Genomic DNA, 16,606 nt, shown 5'->3' on the forward strand with positions numbered 1-16,606 from the left:
GGGTCCCCGGGCCGCGGGGCCCACTACTGAAAGTCTCGCTCAGCGCCCGGTGAGGCGCCTGGCGTTTTCCAGGTGGTCGGTGAGCTTCCCCTGGATCCGTACGGTGGCCTCGTCGAGCGCCTTGCGCGTGCGGCGGCCGGAGCCGTCATCCGCCGCGAAGGCGTCACCGAAGACGACGTCGACGGGGCCGCGCAGCGGAGGCAGTGCCTTGACCAACCGTCCGCGGCGCTCGGTGCTTCCCAGCACGGCCACCGGGACGATCGGCGCGCCGCTGCGGACGGCGAAGTACGCCAGGCCCGAGCGGAGCGAGGCGAAGTCGCCGTCGCCCCTGGTGCCCTCGGGGAAGATCCCGAGGACGCCGCCCTGCTCCAGGACGCCCAGGGCGTTGCCTATCGCCGTGCGGTCGGTGCCGTCGCGGTCCACCTTGAGCTGCCCGATGCCCTCGAGGAAGCTGCCGAGCGGGCCGACGAACGCCTCCTTCTTGATGAGGAAGTGCACGGGGCGCGGTGCGGTGCCCATGAGCATGGGGCCGTCGATGTTGTGCGCGTGGTTGACGGCGAGGATGGCGGGGCCGGAGGCCGGCACCTTCCAGGCGCCGAGGACGCGCGGCTTCCAGAAGCCGTACATCAGTCCGATGCCGATGCGTCGGCCGACGGCGGCGCCCTTCTCGGAGGGCACGGTCACTTGGCGGCCGTCCTCTTCTCGTCCACCAGGGTGACGACGCACTCGATGACCTGGTCGAGGGTGAGCTCGGTGGTGTCGACCTCGACGGCGTCGTCGGCCTTGGCGAGCGGCGAGGTCTTACGGCTGGAGTCGGCCGCGTCCCGCTTGACCAGGGCTTCCTTCGTCGCCTGTACGTCGACGCCCTTGAGCTCGCCGGAACGGCGGGCGGCGCGGGCCTCGGGCGAGGCGGTGAGGAAGATCTTGAGGTCGGCGTCGGGCAGGACGGTGGTGCCGATGTCCCGGCCCTCGACGACGATGCCGTGCTCGGCGCCGCGGGCGATGGACCGCTGGAGCTCCGTGATCAGGCTCCGCACCTCGGGGACGGCGCTGACGGCGCTGACCTTGGAGGTGACCTCTTCGGTACGGATGGGACCGGCGGCGTCGGCGCCGTCGACGGTGATGGTGGGACGCGCCGGGTCGGTGCCGGAGACGATGACCGGCTTGGCGGCGGCGTTGGCGACGGCCTCGGCGTCGTGGACGTCCACACCGTTGCTGATCATCCACCAGGTGATCGCCCGGTACTGGGCGCCGGTGTCGAGGTAGCTCAGACCCAGCTTGGCGGCGACCGCCTTCGAGGTGCTGGACTTGCCCGTGCCGGAGGGCCCGTCGATGGCGACGATCACGGATTCCACGGTGGGAACACCTTCCTGGGGTGAGTGTCTGGACCCGGCGGAGATGCGGGGGACCTCCACAAGGTTACCGAGTCCCGAACCCCCATCCGGCCCCACCCGCACGGGCCCCTGCCGCCCCCTCGTCGCGGGCACTCCCGCCGCTGGGGCTGTGCCCGCCCCCCACGCCCGCCGCCCCCTCCCCGTGGGCAGTCGTTCCTCCCCCCGAGGACTTCGTCCAGGGGAGACCCCCGAGCGGGACGATTGCGCACACGGCGGTGGCGAGGGCTCAGTCCGCGATGCGGGAGGGCGGGAGGCGATCGCCCACGCGGAACGGGTGGGGGCGAGGGCGCGCCCCCAGCGCGTCAGCCGGTTCGGAGGGACCAGCCTCGTTCCTGGAGCGCCGCCGCCAGCCCCGGCGCCGCCGAAGGTTCCACCATCAGCTGGACCAGACCCGCCTGCTGTCCCGTCGCGTGCTCGATGCGGACGTCCTCGATGTTGACCCCCGCCCGACCCGCGTCGGCGAAGATCCGGGCCAGCTCGCCCGGCTGGTCGCTGATGAGGACGGCGACCGTCTCGTACGTCGTGGGCGCGGCGCCGTGCTTGCCGGGGACGCGGGAGCGGCCGGCGTTGCCGCGGCGCAGCACGTCCTCGACGCCCGAGGCGCCGTCCCGGCGCTTGTCCTCGTCGGCGGATTGCAGGGAGCGCAGCGCGCGGACGGTCTCGTCGAGGTCGGCGGCGACGCCGGAGAGGACGTCGGCCACGGGGCCGGGGTTCGCGGAGAGGATCTCGACCCACATGCGCGGATCCGATGCCGCGATCCTGGTGACGTCGCGGATGCCCTGCCCGCAGAGGCGTACGGCGGACTCGTCGGCCTCTTCGAGGCGCGCGGCGACCATCGACGACACCAGCTGCGGGGTGTGGGAGACGAGGGCGACCGCGCGGTCGTGGGCGTCGGCGTCCATGACGACGGGGACGGCCCGGCACAGCGCGACGAGTTCCAGGGCGAGGTTGAGGACCTCGGTGTCGGTGTCCCGGGTCGGGGTGAGCACCCAGGGACGTCCCTCGAAGAGGTCGGCGGTCGCGGCGAGCGGGCCCGAGCGTTCCTTGCCGGACATGGGGTGCGTACCGATGTACGAGGTGAGGTCGAGGCCCAGGGCCTCCAGCTCCCGCTTGGGGCCGCCCTTGACGCTCGCCACGTCGAGGTAGCCGCGCCCGAGCCCGTCGGTCATGGCCTCGGCGAGGGTGGCGGCCACGTGCGCCGGGGGTACGGCGACGATCACGAGGTCGACGGGCCCGTCGGGCGCCTCGTCGGTGCCGGCGCCGAGCGCGGCGGCCGTGCCGGCGCGCGCCGGGTCGTGGTCGCGGAGGTGGACGGTGACGCCCCGGCCCGCGAGGGCGATCGCGGCGGAGGTGCCGATCAGTCCGGTGCCGATGACGAGCGCTGTTCTCACTGGGCGATGTCCTTGCGCAGAGCGGCCGCGGCGCCGAGGTAGACGTGCGCGATCCGGGACTTGGGAAGTTCGGTCTCGACGTGGGCGAGGAGCCGGACGACCCTCGGCATCGCGCCCTCGATGTCGAGTTCCTGCGCGCAGATCAGGGGTACGTCGACGATGCCGATGCGGCGGGCCGCTGCGGCGGGGAAGTCGCTGTGGAGGTCGGGGGTGGCGGTGAACCAGATGCTGATGAGGTCGTCGGCGTCGAGTCCGTTGCGTTCGAGGACTGCGGTGAGCAGCTCTTCGACCTGCTCGCTCATGTGCCCGGCCTCGTCCCGCTCCAGCTGGACGGCTCCTCGGACCGCTCGTACCGCCACGTCGTGCTCCTTCGCCTGCGTCAGTGCTCCGTTCAGCCTAGTCAGGGGCGGGAGGGCGTGCCGGGGCGCCCGCCCTCCGAGACGGAGGGAGGGCATCCGCGCGAGCCTTCGGCGCACCGGAGGGTTTGGAGTCCGGTCAGCGGGATGCCGGTCCCAGCGCGTCCGGTCGCGGCGCCACCGCTCGCGGCGCGTCCGGTCAGAGCTTCTGCTCGCGGATGATGTCCTCCAGGGAGCCCTGGGGCATCGATCCGGTCGGCGTCAGCCTGTCGACGGCCTGCGGCAGCGACTGCGCGATCTGGTCGGCGGCCTCCTGCGGGCTGACGCCGGCGTCCTGGGCGACCTTCTGCAGGGTCTCGTCCGGGAGGGCCTCGGCGATCTGGGCGCCGCTGACGAGCTGGTTGTCACCGGTGCCGACCCAGGACCGGGTCTGGTCGGTCAGGCCCGACCTGGTGAGCATGTCGAGGAGTCCGCCGAGCGGGTTCGACGCGCCTCCCGCACCGCCCGCGCCGCCCGATGCGCCTCCGCCCTGGCCGCCCGCGAGCGCGCCGATCAGGGAGCCGAGGATGCCGCCCGCACCGCTGCCGCCGCTCTGTCCGCCGGCGCCTCCGAGAAGGCTCCCGAGGAGACTGCCGAGGTCGTTTCCCGCCATGGCCCTGCCTTTCGTCCGGTTCGGAACACGCCCAATGTCACCCGGACCGGGGTGCTCCGCCACTCGGGGTACAGCCGGGCCCGGAGGACCGGCAGGGTAGAACTGTCGACATGTTGCTGCACGTCGTTCCGCAGGAAGACTGGTCCGCCGCCCCCGATGCCCCGTACGCCCCGGCGTCCCTCGCCGCCGAGGGCTTCGTCCACTGCTCGCCGGACGAGGCCGCGGCGCTCGTGGTCGCCGACGCCCGCTACCGGGACGTGCCGGGCCTGCTCCTGGTGCTGGTGATCGACGAGGAGCGGCTGGCCGGGGAGGTCCGCTGGGAGGGCTCGGGAGGGACGCTGTTCCCGCATGTGTACGGGCCGGTCGAGCGGGACGCGGTGGTCTCGGTCCTGGAGGTGCGGCGGGACGCGGACGGCCGTGCGAGGGAGCTGACACCCCGGGTGTAGGCGTGTTGCGGGACCCGGCGGCCCGGCGGCGCCAAGGTGGCCGTATGACTTCACGCGTCACGAACCTGACCTCACGCGCCGCGAGCCGCCGTACCGTCCTGGTCGCCGCCGCTGCCCTGACGGCGGGCTGCGGCTCGGACGACGGAGGCGACGCCGGTACGACGACCGGCGCACCGGCCACCCCCGGCGGCACCGCGGGGACGAGCGCGTCCCCCACCCCCGGCACGAGCGCGCCGGCCACCCCGAGCGCCCCCGCCGAGACGAGCGCCTCCGCCGGCGCGCCCAGCGGCAAGGCCCTGGCCAGGACCGCGGACATCCCGGTCGGCGGCGGCACGGTCTTCAAGGCGGAGAAGGTGGTCGTCACCCAGCCCACGGCGGGTGAGTTCAAGGCGTTCTCCGCGGTCTGCACCCATCAGGGCTGTCTGGTGAACAAGGTCGCGGACGGCACCATCGACTGTCCCTGCCACGGCTCCAAGTTCCGCGTCACCGACGCCGCGGTGGTGGCGGGACCGGCTCCGCGCCCGCTGCCGGCCGAGCAGATCACCGTCTCCGGGGACTCGATCACCCTGACATAGCCCTGTCACAGCCCTGACGTAGCCTGACCGGCATGACTCCGGACGAGCTGGTGCGCGACCACACGATCTACTCCTGTGTGATGGGCTCGCGCGCCTTCGGTCTCGCGACCGAGGGCAGTGACACGGACGTCCGGGGCGTGTACCTCGCCCCGACGCCGTTGTTCTGGCACTTCGACAAGCCCCCCGCGCATGTGGAGGGGCCGGGCGAGGAGCAGTTCAGCTGGGAGCTGGAACGCTTCTGCGAGCTGGCCCTGCGCAACAACCCGAACGTCCTGGAGTGCCTCCACTCCCCCGTGGTCGAGTACGTCGACGACCTCGGCCGCGAACTGCTGTCGCTGCGCGGCGCCTTCCTCTCCCGGCAGGCCCACCAGACCTTCGTCCGGTACGCGGGCGGGCAGCGCCGCAAGCTCGACGCGGACGTGCGCCAGTACGGCCACCCGCGCTGGAAGCACGCCATGCACCTGCTGCGGCTGCTGACCAGCTGCCGTGACCTGCTGCGCTCGGGCGAGCTGCGGATCGACGTCGGCGAGGAGCGCGAGCGTCTCCTCGCGGTCAAGCGCGGCGAGGTGACCTGGCCCGAGGTCGAGTCCTGGATGAACCGGCTCCAGGAGGAGGCCGACCGGGCCCTGGACGCGACCCCGCTCCCGGCGACGCCGGACCACGCGCGCGTGCAGGACTTCCTGATCCGCGCGCGCCGCGCCTCGGTGCCGGACGCTCCGTAGAGCCCGGTCCGGCCCGCCCGGGCCCCGCGCCCTACGGGGCCGTCGACCGCGCCCGTACCACCAGATCGTGCAGCAGGTCGTGGGCCCGTACCGACGCCTCCCGCAGCCCGGACGCGGCCTGCGCCTCGTCGAGGACCCCGTGCAGGGCCTCCGTCTCCGCCCGTACGTCCTCGACCGCCACCCCCGCGAGCCCGTGCTCCGCCGCCGCCTTCGCCGCGACGAGGTCGGGCAGCCGGGCGGGCGCCTCGGCGACCTGCTCGACCAGGGTCGGCAGATGTGCCTGCACCTCGCCCGCCCGCATCAGATGGATGCCGGTGAGCAGGGCCCGGTAGGTGTAGAGCAGCGGCTTGAGCTCGCCGCTGCGCTCGAAGAGCCGCCACTGCGTGCCGGCGAACCCCCGGTAGTGGTGGGCGTGGTGGGAGGTGAGCACCTCGGGCACGAGCGAGACCAGCTCCGCGTGGGTCTCCGTGGTGTGCGCGACGAGCGGGGAGGTGAGCTGCTCCAGGACGTAGCCGTTGCGGCGCAGCATCAGCCGGGCGAACTTCCGCAGGTCGTGGGTGACCAGGTCCATCTCGACGCCGTCCCGGTCCCACATCCGGCTGCGGGTCTCCTCGGGCTCGCGCAGCCCGACCAGCGCGTCCACCGGCAGCAGGTGCGCACCGCGCAGGTCCACGTCCGAGTCGCGGGACGGGAACCCGTACAGGTGCGCGCCGGAGACGGTCGCGAAGAGCAGGGGGTCGGGCTGTTCGGCCACGACGGCGGCGAGGTCGGCGTCCAGGGCGGACTCGAGGGAGAGCGTCATCGGTCAAGCGTCCCAGAGCGCGCCGAAGGTCAGGAGGTCGCTCCGGTACTCGACGCGCTCCTCCCACTCCTTGGGCCAGGCGTCCGCGCCGAGGTGGGCCCCGGCGAAGGCGCCCGCGAGGGCGGCGATCGAGTCGGAGTCGCCCCGGGTGCAGGCGGCCCGGCGCAGCACGGTGAGGGGCTCTTCGGGGAAGAGGAGGAAGCTGAGGAGCCCGGTCGCGAGGGCCTCCTCGGCGATCCACCCGTCTCCCGTGTACGTACAGGGGTCGAGCTCGGGGTCGGCCGCGCGCTGGACGGCGTCGAGGCGCTCCAGTATCGCCAGGCACTCGTCCCAGCCGCGCTCGGCGAAGTGCCGGGCGGAGGGGTCCTGGGAGCGGGTCCAGAGGTCGCCGAGCCAGTGCTCGTGGTAGCGGGAGCGGTTCTCGTACGCGTACGAGCGGAGCTGTCCGACGAGTCCGGCCGGGTCGACGCCCTGGGCGAGGAGGTACACGGCCCGGGCGGTGAGGTCGGAGGCGGCGAGTGCGGTGGGGTGACCGTGGGTCAGGGCCGCCTGGAGCTGGGCGGCGCCGGCCCGCTGCTCCTCGCTGAGCCCGGGGACGAGCCCGATGGGGGTGACCCGCATGTTGGCGCCGCAGCCCTTGGAGCCGAGCTGGCTGGCGTCCTGCCAGAGGCGGTCGCCGTCGAGGAGCGCGCAGGCCCGCAGGCAGGTGTTGCCGGGGGCGCGGTTGTTCTCGGGCGAGTGGTACCAGTCGACGAACTCGTCCCGTACGGGCCTGGCGAGGCGCAGCGGGGCGAGCACACCGCGGTCCGTCGCGGTGCGGATGCCCCGGGCGAAGGCGAGGGCCATCTGGGTGTCGTCGGTGACGTACGCCTTGCCGTTCCGGACGGGCAGCGGCATCTCCCGCCAGGGCCCGAACGAGGCCAGGATCGACGGCACGTCCTTGAACTCGGTCGGGAAGCCCAGCGCGTCGCCGAGCGCCAGTCCGATCAGGGAGCCGGTCGCGGCCTGCTTGGTGGCGGTGCGGGTCAGGTTCACGTGGATCGTCCTTCCGGTCGCAGGAGGGGCGGGTGGAGGGCGGTGGCCTCGCCGGCCCGGTAGAGAGCGGCCGGTTTCCCCCGTCCGCCGGTGAGGCGCGGCGGTCCTTCCACGGCCTGGACGAAGCCGGGCGTGGCGAGGACCTTGCGCCGGAAGTTGGGGCGGTCGAGCTCGACGCCCCAGACCGTCTCGTAGACCTGCCGCAGCTCGCCGAGGGTGAACTCGGGCGGGCAGAAGGCGGTCGCGAGGCAGGTGTACTCCAGCTTGGCGCCGACCCGTTCGTGGGCGTCGGCGAGGATCCGGTCGTGGTCGAAGGCGAGCGGCCCGTGCGTCCCGTACGGCATCCACCGGGCCTGCGCCGCGTCTCCGCCGCCGCGCGGTTCGGGTGCGTCGGGCACGAGCGCGGCGAAGGCGACGGAGACGACCCGCATCCTCGGGTCGCGGTCCGGTTCGCTGTAGGTGCGGAGCTGTTCGAGGTGGAGTCCGGCGACGGTGGTGTCGGAGAGCCCGGTCTCCTCGGCGAGTTCGCGGCGGGCGGCCCGCTCGGCGGACTCGCGGGGCAGGACGAAGCCGCCGGGGAGGGCCCAGTGGCCGGCGTACGGCTCCTGGCCGCGCTCGACGAGCAGGACGTGGAGGCGGTCCTCGCGGAGGGTGAGGACGGCGAGGTCGACGGTGACGGCGAACGGCTCGAAGGCGTACGGGTCGTAGCCCTCGGGCACGCCGGCCGGCGCCGTCCCCGGCGTACTCTCCGGCGCTTCGTCCGGCACTCGGTCGGCGCCCTCAGGCACCCGGTCGGCACCCTCAGGCGCTCGGTCGACGCTCACCGGCGCTCGGTCGGCGCCCTCCGGCACCCGGTCGGCACCCTCAGGCACCCGGTCGGCGCTCATCGGCGCTCCGGCAGGGGGTCGGCGAGGTCCCAGCCCTCGGCGAGCAGCTCGTCGACGGCCGCGACCGCGGCCGCGAGGCGCTCCTCGTGCGGGCCCGTGAGGACGGCCGTGCGGCGTCCGCTGTGGGCGAGCTGGGTGAGGAAGCGGGCGGTCATCCACGGCCGCAGGTGCTCGCCGTCACGGAGTCCGTCGTCCTCGAAGTCGACGCCCCGGTGGTCGGTGAGCAGCCAGAGGTGCTGTCGCCCGCGAGCGGCGACCTCGCCGGTGGCGGGGCTGGTGGTGCCCATGTAGCGCTCGTGCCAGATGGTCGTGGCGAAGGCGTCGGTGTCGCAGAAGAGGACGGGTGAGCCGTCGCGGGCCGCCTCCTCCTCCAGTTCGGCCTGGCGCTGGGCGATGACGGGGAAGTCGGAGGAGTGGAAGGCGACGTCGGCCCACGCGGCGTCGGGGCGCTCGGCGCGGAGTTCGGCGAGTTTGAGCTCGCTGTACTCGCGCCCGTACTCCGGTACGTACCGGGTCCTGGCCCAGACCCCGCCGCGCCGCCGGTAGTGGTCGGCGAGGGCGAGGGCCATGGTGGTGGTGCCGGTGGACTCGGCGCCGAGGACGACGACCCGCCGGGTGAGCGCGGAGCGCACGGGCGGCTCCAGGAAGTCCCAGCAGCCGGCGGGGTCCGCGCGGACGGCGGTGCCGGAGACGGGGAAGCGGTCGCGCCCGGGGTCGACGCAGACGGACTCTGCCCCGAAGCGGCGGGCGAGCTCCTCCCCGTACGGCTCCGAGGTGAAGACGGCGTCGACGCGCTCGGGCACGGCGGCCCGGAAGACGGCCATGTGGGCGTCCCAGACGTCGGGGTCCTGGAGGTCGACGGGGATGTCGTCGACGGCTCCGACGACGAGGGCGTCGGGGTGGACCTCACGCATCCAGGCGACCCGGTCCTCCAGGGAGATGCTCTCCACGGAGGAGGCGCAGACGAGGACGGTGAGGCGCTCGCAGCGGTCGAGGGCGGTGGTGACGAGGTGGTGGTGGCCGGCGTGCGGCGGATAGAACTTGCCGAGGACCAGGCCGTGGCCGTAGCGCCTCATGCCGCCGCCTCCACCTGGAGGGCGCGGCGGGCGGCGAGGTCCTTGGTCCAGCCGCGCAGGCCGAGGACGCAGAGCGTCATGAAGCCGACGTAGAGCAGGGAGGTCAGGTACAGCTCCTTGTACGCGTACAGCGGTACGTAGACCACGTCGGCGGCGATCCACAGCCACCAGGACTCCAGACGCTTCCGGCACTGGCCGTAGGTCGCCATCAGGGAGAGCGCGGTCGTCAGGGCGTCCCAGAAGGGGACGGTCGAGTCGGTGGCGCGGTCGAGCAGCAGGGTGAGCGCGAGGGTCCCCACCACCCCCGCCGTGAGCAGCCACGTCCATTCGGTGCGCGTGGTGCGGCGCACCGGGAGGACGTCGGAGCCTGGTCCACCCCCGTGGGTCCAGGTCCACCAGCCGTACACGGCGAGGGTGATGAAGACGATCTGGAGGCCCGCGTCCGCGTACAACCCGGCCTGTGTGAAGAGCAGGACGAAGAACAGGTTGTTGGCGATGCCGATGGGCCAGTTCGCGAGGTGCTGACGGGCGACGAGCCAGACACAGAGCGCCCCGCTGCCGAATCCCAGGACCTCGGTCCAGCTGACCGGGGTGTCCAGGATCGTGAAGAGCGGCTGCTGCAACGGTTCGAGCATGCTTGCGAGGCTCACGCCCGCCTCCTTAAGAGTCATGTTGACTATAAAGCGGGACGGCCTTCGGCCACAAGCCCGAAATCGTTGGGGTCGGCCGGGAGCGGCGGGGGCCGGCGGATCCCGAGTCTCCGGGGCGCTGTCGGGGGCGCGGGAACACGGAAGCCCGCGACCGACGGACGGTCGCGGGCTTCTCGCGTACGGGCTTCTCGCCGTGGGGCAGGCCGGGGGCCTGTGGGCCTCGGAGCCTTACATGCCGACTTCCTTCATCAGCATGCCGACCTCGGTGTTGGTGAGCCGGCGCAGCCAGCCCGACTTCTGGTCGCCCAGGCCGATCGGGCCGAAGGCCGTACGGACCAGCTTCTCGACCGGGAAGCCCGCCTCGGCGAGCATGCGGCGCACGATGTGCTTGCGGCCCTCGTGCAGCGTGACCTCGACCAGGTAGTTCTTGCCGGTCTGCTCGACCACGCGGAAGTGGTCGGCGCGGGCGTAGCCGTCCTCCAGCTGGATGCCGTCCTTCAGCCGCTTGCCGACCTCACGGGGCAGCGGGCCGGTGATGGCGGCCAGGTAGGTCTTCTTCACGCCGTACTTCGGGTGCGTGAGGCGGTGGGCCAGCTCACCGTGGTTGGTGAGCAGGATGATGCCCTCGGTCTCCGTGTCGAGGCGGCCGACGTGGAAGAGACGCGTCTCACGGTTGTTGACGTAGTCGCCGAGGCACTGGCGGCCGTCCGGGTCCTCCATGGTGGAGACGACACCGGCCGGCTTGTTCAGCGCGAAGAACAGGTACGACTGGGTGGCGACGGTCAGGCCGTCCACCTTGATCTCGTCCTTCTCCGGGTCGACGCGCTTGCCCTGCTCCAGGACGATCTCGCCGTTGACCTCGACGCGGGCCTGCTCGATGAGCTCCTCACAGGCACGCCGCGAACCCATGCCGGCGCGGGCGAGGACCTTCTGCAGCCGCTCGCCCTCCTCCTCGGCGCCGGGGAAGGTCTTCGGGGTCTTGATCTCCGGCCGGTTCTCGTACCGCTCCCGGTTGCGCTGCTCGATCTTGGCGTCGAGCTCGCGCGAGCGGGCCGGGGCCTGACGCTGGCCGTGCGGGCCACGACGGGGCGGCATACCGCCCTGAGGGGCCTTGGGGCCGCCCTTGGCGCCGCCGCGGGCCGCGGAGCCGCGACCCTTCTTCGGGGCCTCGGCGGGAGGGCTCACGTCGTAGGAGCGCTCCTCGGGGCGAGGCCGGCGCGGGTTGCTCGGGCTCTTCTGGCCGTCACGGCCGCCGCCCTGGTAGCCACCGCCGCCGCCCTGGTAGCCACCGCCACCGGAGCCGCTGCCGCCGCGGTAGCCACCGCCACCGCCGCTGGAGCTGCCGCCCCGGTAACCGCCACCGCCACCGGAGCTGCCACCACGGCCGCCACCGCTGCCACCGGAGCTGCCACCGCGGCCGCCACCGCTGCCACTGCCGCCACCGGAGCCCCGGTAGCCGCCACCGCCGGCGCCGCTGCCACCACGGCCGCCACCGCTGCTGCCGCCGCGGCCGCCGCTGTTGCCACCACGGCTCCCGCCGTTGTTTCCGCTGCTGTTCCTGCCGCTGCTGCTTCGCATCAAACTTCCGTCTTGTCGTCGTCGTCCTCACGATCCGGTGCATCCGGATCGAACGACGGGACCCCTTCCAGAGAGTCCGGCTCGACCGCCTCCGCCTCGGGGAGGAAGGGCGCGAGCTCGGGGAGCTCGTCCAGGCCGCGCAGGCCCATCCGCTCCAGGAAGTAGTTCGTCGTCCTGTACAGGATCGCACCTGTTTCGGGTTCCGCGCCCGCCTCCTCCACCAGACCCCTCTGCAGGAGGGTCCTCATCACCCCGTCGCAGTTCACTCCGCGGACCGCGGAGACCCGGGAACGGCTGACCGGCTGGCGGTACGCGACGACCGCGAGGGTCTCCAGGGCCGCCTGGGTGAGCCGGGCCTGCTGGCCCTCCAGGACGAAGGCCTCGACGGCCGCGGCGTGGGCGGCGCGGGTGTAGTAGCGCCAGCCCCCGGCCACCCGCCGCAGCTCGAATCCGCGGCCCTGGACGGTGTACTCGTCGGCCAGCTCGCGCAGGGCGTCGGCCACCTCGCGGGGGGTGCGTTCCAGGACCTTGGCGAGATGGGCCTCGGTGGCGGGCTCGTCGACGACCATGAGGACGGCTTCGAGGGAGGGCTTGAGGTCGCTCATGCGGTGGTCTCCTGGTCGAACTCGTCGGTCACGGCCGCCGTGGGATCGGTCTCCCCGCCGGTCCAGGAGACCGTGAGGTCCCCCAGGGCGGTCTCCTGGTCGAGGGCGACGGCCTTCTCCCGGTAGAGCTCCAGGAGGGCGAGGAAGCGGGCGACGACGGTGAGGGTGTCGTCGCCGACGTCCTCGATGAGCTCCCGGAAGAGCGCGGTCCCGCGTTCCCGCAGCAGCGAGACGACCACGGCGGCCTGCTCGCGGACGCTGACGAGCGGGGCGTGGATGTGGTCGACGTACACCTGCGGTTCGGCCTTGGGCTGCATGGCCTTGACGGCCAGCCTGGCGAAGCCCTCGGCGCCGATGGAGATGACGACCTCGGGGAGCAGCTCGGCGTGGTGCGGTTCGAGTCCGACGGTACGGGGGTGGCGTCGGCCCTCGGCCTCCCAGCGCTCCTCGAAGATCGCCGCGATGCGCTTGTACGCGCGGTACTGGAGGAGCCGGGCGAAGAGCAGGTCCCGGGCCTCCAGGAGCGCGAGGTCGGCCTCGTCCTCGACCTCGGCGGCGGGCAGCAGCCGGGCGGCCTTGAGGTCGAGCAGCGTGGCGGCGACGACGAGGAACTCGGTGGTCTGGTCGAGGTCCCCGTCGGGCCCGAGGGCCCGCAGATGCGCCATGAACTCATCGGTGACCTGGGAGAGGGCGACCTCGGTGACGTCGAGCTTGTGCTTGGTGATCAGCTGAAGCAGCAGGTCGAAGGGCCCCTCGAAATTGGCCAGCCGCACGGTGAACCGCCCGTCCCCACCGTCGGACCCGGCCGAAGGCTCGGCCTCGGCCGCGGGTCCGGTGTCCGGCTCAGGAGCGGGACCGGCCACACGCCCGGTCTCAGGCCCGGCACCGGGCCGCGCCTCGGGCTGAGGCACGGCCTCTGCTTCGGCAGCGCGTCCGGCCCCAGGCCCAGCAGCGCGTCCGTCCCCAAGCCCGGCCTCGGGCCCGCTCTCGGCCTCGGGCCCGGCCTGCGCCTCGGGCCCGGCCTGCGCCTCGGGCCCGGGCGGTGCCTCGACCTCGGGCCCGGGCTGCGCCTCGGCCTCCGGGCCGGCCTCGGGTACGGCCACAGGCCCAGTCGCGGCCGCGTCCACCGCCTCCCCGTGGCCGTCCCGCCCCGCCCCCGCCGGGGCGTCCGGGCCGCGACCCAGGGCGCGGCGGCGGGGTGGACGGGACGTTTCGTCAGAGGCGTGGTGCATGGAGGTCCAGAAGAACGGGGAGCGGCGGCAGCCCGCAGGCTATCGTCAGCGGCCGCGCAGGCGGCGCACGAGGATGCTCGCGTCGCCGCGGGACTCCAGGTCCGCAAGGACGACCGCGACGGCCTCCCGGACGATCCGGCCCCGGTCCACGGCGAGACCGTGCTCGCCCCGGAGGACGAGCCGGGCGTGCTCCAGGTCCATCAGCTCCTCCGCGGAGACGTAGACCGTGATCTTCTCGTCGTGGCGCTCACGGCCGCTCGGCCGCCGGTTCGGGGCCCGGCCGCCGCGCCGCCGCGCCGCCGCCGGGGCGGGCACCGCGGCGGTGGGCGTCGCGGGCTTCGGCGCGGCGGCGCCCTCGGGCTCCGCCGTCCGGGCGCGCGGCTCCGACGCCTCGGAGTCCGCCGCCGTGTGCTCCGCGGAGCCCTCGGCCGCCGTCGTGTCGCTCTCGCCCGCGGGTGCCGGGACGGCCCGGCGGGGGGCGGACGCCTGGAGCGCCGTCCCCCCGGTCGTACGGAAGAGTTCGTCGGCGCCGGGCAGACTCACTCGGCGTGACACCGGGCGAGCACCTCCCTGGCGAGCTGGCGATAGGCGGCGGCGCCCACGGAGTTGGAGGCGTACGTGGTGATGGGCTCGCCGGCGACCGTGGTCTCCGGGAAGCGAACCGTCCGCCCGATGACCGTGTGGTACACGTGGTCGTCGAAGGCCTCGACGACGCGCGCGAGGACCTCACGGCTGTGCACGGTACGGGAGTCGTACATCGTGGCGAGGATGCCGTCGAGCTCCAGCTCGGGGTTGAGCCGCTCCTGGACCTTCTCGATGGTCTCGGTCAGCAGGGCCACTCCGCGGAGCGCGAAGAACTCGCATTCCAGCGGCACGATGACCTTGTGAGCCGCCGTCAGGGCGTTCACGGTCAGCAGGCCGAGCGAGGGCTGACAGTCGATCACGATGTAGTCGTAGTCGTTCATCAGCGGCTTCAGGGCGCGCTGGAGCGTCGACTCGCGCGCGACCTCGCTGACGAGCTGGACTTCGGCGGCCGAGAGGTCGATGTTGCTCGGCAGCAGGTCCATGTTGGGTACGGCGGTCTTGAGCAGGACCTCGTCCGCCGACATGCCCCGCTCCATGAGCAGGTTGTAGACGGTGAGGTCGAGCTCCATCGGGTTCACGCCGAGGCCGACCGACAGGGCTCCCTGCGGGTCGAAGTCGACGAGCAGCACCCGTCGTCCGTACTCCGCGAGCGCGGCACCCAGGTTGATGGTCGACGTGGTCTTGCCGACGCCGCCCTTCTGGTTGCACATCGCGATGATCTTCGCGGGTCCGTGGTCCGTCAGCGGACCGGGGATCGGGAAGTACGGCAGGGGCCGTCCCGTCGGGCCGATCCGCTCGCGGCGCTGACGGGCAGCGTCGGGTGCGAGGGTGGCCGCGTACTCGGGGTCGGGCTCGTACTCGGCGTCGGGGTCGTAGAAGTGCCCCTCGGGCACCTCGTCAAAGGCGGCGAAGTGGGTGGACTCTCGGCCCATCTCGTTGCCGGCCGTGGCGTTCACGTGTAGGCCGTCCATCGTCTTCATCGTGTGGGCTGTCGTCATGGGCTGGTGCGTCGCGAAGGTCCGCACCGCGACGGAGCCGATCGGAGCACCTGGCGCACCGCTCCCGGGAGTAATTGTCGACTCATTCACAAGTCGTCTTACCTCCTTGGATGTCACCAGGAACATTTATCGATAGGTCAGCGTGGCACCATGCCGACGGTTGGCGACTCTATGGCGTGTCACCGCTCCGCAGCAACACAATCCGCCGGACCCGGCCCGATGTGTCGGCAACCGAACACCTCTCTGTCAAGGGTGCGCAGGCATGCATCCACACGTTTCAGGGGTGTGCGAAACGGTTAAAGGGTTACGTTCGAGGCGAGTTGGCCGAACGTTCCGCCGGGTCCGGACACGCATCCGGCCGGACCTTGTCGAACAAGGTCCGGCCGGGTGTGTGGCATTGACGGCACGCGTTGACGGCGGTGCCGCGAGGGTCAGCCCAGGAGGGTGCTCAGCTCGACGTGCTCGAGACCGTGCGCCTCGGCGACCTCCTTGTAAACCACCTTGCCGTCATGGGTGTTGAGGCCCAGGGCGAGCGAGGCGTCGCGGCGCAGCGCCTCGGCCCAGCCGTTGTTCGCCAGCGACACGATGTAGGGCAGCGTGGCGTTGGTGAGGGCGTAGGTGGAGGTGTTCGGAACCGCGCCCGGCATGTTGGCGACGCAGTAGAAGACCGAGTTGTGGACCTGGAAGGTCGGCTCGGCGTGGGTGGTCGGGTGCGAGTCCTCGAAGCAGCCGCCCTGGTCGATCGCAATGTCGACAAGGACACTTCCGGGCTTCATCTTGGCGACGAGCTCGTTGGTGACCAGCTTCGGAGCCTTGGCGCCCGGGATGAGGACGGCGCCGATGACGAGGTCGGCCTCGACGACGGCCTTCTCCAGCTCGTAGGCGTTGGAGACGATCGTCTTCACCTTGGTGCCGAAGATCTTGTCGGCCTCGCGGAGCTTGTTGATGTCGCGGTCGAGCAGGGTCACGTGGAAGCCCATGCCGACGGCGATCTGGGTGGCGTTCCAGCCGGAGACGCCGCCGCCGATGACGACCGCCTCACCGGCGTGGGTGCCGGGGACGCCGCCGGGGAGCACGCCGCGGCCGCCGACCGAGCGCATCAGGTGGTAGGCGCCGACCTGCGGGGCCAGGCGGCCCGCGACCTCGGACATCGGGGCGAGCAGCGGGAGCGCGCGGTTGGCGGTCTCGACGGTCTCGTACGCGATGGCGGTGGTGCCGGACGCCAGGAGCGCGTCCGTGCACTCCTTGGAGGCGGCGAGGTGCAGGTAGGTGAAGAGCGTCTGGTCCTTGCGGAGGCGGTGGTACTCCTCCGCGATGGGCTCCTTGACCTTGAGCAGCAGGTCGGCGGTGGCCCAGACCTCGTCGGCGGTGGGGAGGATCTCGGCGCCGGCGGCGACGTACTCCTCGTCCGTGATCGAGGAGCCGACACCGGCGTTCTGCTCGACGAAGACCTGGTGGCCGTGGCGGACGAGCTCGTGGACACCGGCGGGGGTGATGGCCACGCGGAACTCGTTGTTCTTGACCTCGCGGGGGATGCCGACCTTCATCGTCGATCACGGTCCTTGAATCAGGGGGGATACATGGGGCACTGCGATACATACCCGGATGCACTGCGGCGCACC

At 72.6% G+C, this 16,606-nt stretch carries 19 protein-coding genes; 3 read left to right on the forward strand and 16 right to left on the reverse strand.

What is annotated here, in order from left to right; genetic code table 11:
* Positions 1-39: 39 nt before the first annotated feature.
* From ACIP84_RS23470 to ACIP84_RS23490, 5 genes are all read right to left on the reverse strand, one after another.
* Positions 40-684, reverse strand: a complete 645-nt coding sequence (locus tag ACIP84_RS23470; protein ID WP_401799955.1) for a lysophospholipid acyltransferase family protein — start codon at positions 682-684, stop codon at positions 40-42.
* Positions 681-1,355 carry a (d)CMP kinase gene (gene cmk, locus ACIP84_RS23475; RefSeq protein ID WP_383866035.1) on the reverse strand — a complete coding sequence of 225 codons (675 nt, stop codon included), beginning with the start codon at positions 1,353-1,355 and terminating at the stop codon, positions 681-683. The genes ACIP84_RS23470 and cmk overlap by 4 nt, the downstream gene beginning before the upstream one ends.
* Before the next feature lie 341 nt (positions 1,356-1,696).
* On the reverse strand, positions 1,697-2,785 hold the full coding sequence (locus ACIP84_RS23480; protein WP_355959454.1) for a prephenate dehydrogenase: 1,089 nt from the start codon (positions 2,783-2,785) through the stop codon (positions 1,697-1,699).
* On the reverse strand, positions 2,782-3,144 hold the full coding sequence (aroH, locus tag ACIP84_RS23485) for a chorismate mutase (protein WP_030315684.1): 363 nt from the start codon (positions 3,142-3,144) through the stop codon (positions 2,782-2,784). The genes ACIP84_RS23480 and aroH overlap by 4 nt, the downstream gene beginning before the upstream one ends.
* Positions 3,145-3,340: 196 nt before the next feature.
* Positions 3,341-3,793: a YidB family protein gene (locus ACIP84_RS23490; RefSeq protein ID WP_401799958.1), complete on the reverse strand. Its 453-nt coding sequence runs from the start codon at positions 3,791-3,793 to the stop codon at positions 3,341-3,343.
* 110 nt (positions 3,794-3,903) lie between these two features.
* Between ACIP84_RS23490 and ACIP84_RS23495 the strand changes: the two genes are divergently transcribed.
* The 3 genes from ACIP84_RS23495 to ACIP84_RS23505 are packed head-to-tail and all read left to right on the forward strand — an operon-like array spanning position 3,904 to position 5,536.
* Positions 3,904-4,239, forward strand: a complete 336-nt coding sequence (locus tag ACIP84_RS23495; protein ID WP_401799961.1) for a DUF952 domain-containing protein — start codon at positions 3,904-3,906, stop codon at positions 4,237-4,239.
* Positions 4,240-4,283: 44 nt separating this feature from the next.
* Positions 4,284-4,814: a Rieske 2Fe-2S domain-containing protein gene (locus tag ACIP84_RS23500; RefSeq protein WP_401799962.1), complete on the forward strand. Its 531-nt coding sequence runs from the start codon at positions 4,284-4,286 to the stop codon at positions 4,812-4,814.
* A gap of 32 nt (positions 4,815-4,846) precedes the next feature.
* Positions 4,847-5,536: a DNA polymerase beta superfamily protein gene (locus ACIP84_RS23505; protein ID WP_355959461.1), complete on the forward strand. Its 690-nt coding sequence runs from the start codon at positions 4,847-4,849 to the stop codon at positions 5,534-5,536.
* Between the two features lie 31 nt (positions 5,537-5,567).
* Here the strand turns inward: ACIP84_RS23505 and ACIP84_RS23510 are convergent, their stop codons facing one another.
* From ACIP84_RS23510 to ald, 11 genes are all read right to left on the reverse strand, one after another.
* On the reverse strand, positions 5,568-6,338 hold the full coding sequence (locus ACIP84_RS23510) for a DNA polymerase beta superfamily protein (protein WP_355959463.1): 771 nt from the start codon (positions 6,336-6,338) through the stop codon (positions 5,568-5,570).
* 3 nt (positions 6,339-6,341) lie between these two features.
* On the reverse strand, positions 6,342-7,373 hold the full coding sequence (locus tag ACIP84_RS23515; protein WP_401799966.1) for an ADP-ribosylglycohydrolase family protein: 1,032 nt from the start codon (positions 7,371-7,373) through the stop codon (positions 6,342-6,344).
* Positions 7,370-8,092: an NUDIX domain-containing protein gene (locus ACIP84_RS23520; RefSeq protein ID WP_355959465.1), complete on the reverse strand. Its 723-nt coding sequence runs from the start codon at positions 8,090-8,092 to the stop codon at positions 7,370-7,372. Before ACIP84_RS23520 ends, ACIP84_RS23515 begins: the two co-directional genes overlap by 4 nt.
* Positions 8,093-8,256: 164 nt before the next feature.
* Positions 8,257-9,336 (reverse strand): AAA family ATPase, encoded by a 1,080-nt coding sequence (locus ACIP84_RS23525; RefSeq protein ID WP_401799968.1) that lies wholly within the window; start codon positions 9,334-9,336, stop codon positions 8,257-8,259.
* Positions 9,333-9,986 (reverse strand): nicotinamide riboside transporter PnuC, encoded by a 654-nt coding sequence (pnuC, locus tag ACIP84_RS23530; protein WP_355959468.1) that lies wholly within the window; start codon positions 9,984-9,986, stop codon positions 9,333-9,335. Before pnuC ends, ACIP84_RS23525 begins: the two co-directional genes overlap by 4 nt.
* Positions 9,987-10,214: 228 nt before the next feature.
* On the reverse strand, positions 10,215-11,564 hold the full coding sequence (locus tag ACIP84_RS23535; protein ID WP_355959469.1) for a pseudouridine synthase: 1,350 nt from the start codon (positions 11,562-11,564) through the stop codon (positions 10,215-10,217).
* Complete coding sequence (scpB, locus tag ACIP84_RS23540) at positions 11,564-12,169, reverse strand: SMC-Scp complex subunit ScpB (protein WP_401799971.1); 606 nt, start codon at positions 12,167-12,169, stop codon at positions 11,564-11,566. Before scpB ends, ACIP84_RS23535 begins: the two co-directional genes overlap by 1 nt.
* A complete protein-coding gene (locus ACIP84_RS23545; RefSeq protein WP_401799972.1) occupies positions 12,166-13,401 on the reverse strand; it encodes a segregation/condensation protein A in 1,236 nt (411 codons plus the stop codon). The genes scpB and ACIP84_RS23545 overlap by 4 nt, the downstream gene beginning before the upstream one ends.
* Positions 13,402-13,446: 45 nt before the next feature.
* On the reverse strand, positions 13,447-13,956 hold the full coding sequence (locus tag ACIP84_RS23550) for a hypothetical protein (protein ID WP_355959473.1): 510 nt from the start codon (positions 13,954-13,956) through the stop codon (positions 13,447-13,449).
* A complete protein-coding gene (locus ACIP84_RS23555) occupies positions 13,941-14,966 on the reverse strand; it encodes a ParA family protein (protein WP_037637819.1) in 1,026 nt (341 codons plus the stop codon). The genes ACIP84_RS23550 and ACIP84_RS23555 overlap by 16 nt, the downstream gene beginning before the upstream one ends.
* 449 nt (positions 14,967-15,415) lie before the next feature.
* On the reverse strand, positions 15,416-16,531 hold the full coding sequence (gene ald / locus ACIP84_RS23560) for an alanine dehydrogenase (protein ID WP_401799976.1): 1,116 nt from the start codon (positions 16,529-16,531) through the stop codon (positions 15,416-15,418).
* Between the last annotated feature and the right edge of the window lie 75 nt (positions 16,532-16,606).

Origin of the sequence: Streptomyces sp. NPDC088707, from assembly GCF_044752725.1 — a bacterium.
Classification (GTDB): domain Bacteria; phylum Actinomycetota; class Actinomycetes; order Streptomycetales; family Streptomycetaceae; genus Streptomyces.

Coding starts and splice junctions, on each gene's coding strand:
- ACIP84_RS23555 (WP_037637819.1), bottom strand. CDS start 14,966: ATGAAGACGATGGACGGCCTACACGTGAACGCCACGGCCGGCAACGAG.
- ACIP84_RS23535 (WP_355959469.1), bottom strand. CDS start 11,564: ATGCGAAGCAGCAGCGGCAGGAACAGCAGCGGAAACAACGGCGGGAGC.
- ACIP84_RS23545 (WP_401799972.1), bottom strand. CDS start 13,401: ATGCACCACGCCTCTGACGAAACGTCCCGTCCACCCCGCCGCCGCGCC.
- ACIP84_RS23525 (WP_401799968.1), bottom strand. CDS start 9,336: ATGAGGCGCTACGGCCACGGCCTGGTCCTCGGCAAGTTCTATCCGCCG.
- scpB (WP_401799971.1), bottom strand. CDS start 12,169: ATGAGCGACCTCAAGCCCTCCCTCGAAGCCGTCCTCATGGTCGTCGAC.
- ald (WP_401799976.1), bottom strand. CDS start 16,531: ATGAAGGTCGGCATCCCCCGCGAGGTCAAGAACAACGAGTTCCGCGTG.
- ACIP84_RS23505 (WP_355959461.1), top strand. CDS start 4,847: ATGACTCCGGACGAGCTGGTGCGCGACCACACGATCTACTCCTGTGTG.
- ACIP84_RS23490 (WP_401799958.1), bottom strand. CDS start 3,793: ATGGCGGGAAACGACCTCGGCAGTCTCCTCGGGAGCCTTCTCGGAGGC.
- ACIP84_RS23495 (WP_401799961.1), top strand. CDS start 3,904: ATGTTGCTGCACGTCGTTCCGCAGGAAGACTGGTCCGCCGCCCCCGAT.
- ACIP84_RS23500 (WP_401799962.1), top strand. CDS start 4,284: ATGACTTCACGCGTCACGAACCTGACCTCACGCGCCGCGAGCCGCCGT.
- ACIP84_RS23510 (WP_355959463.1), bottom strand. CDS start 6,338: ATGACGCTCTCCCTCGAGTCCGCCCTGGACGCCGACCTCGCCGCCGTC.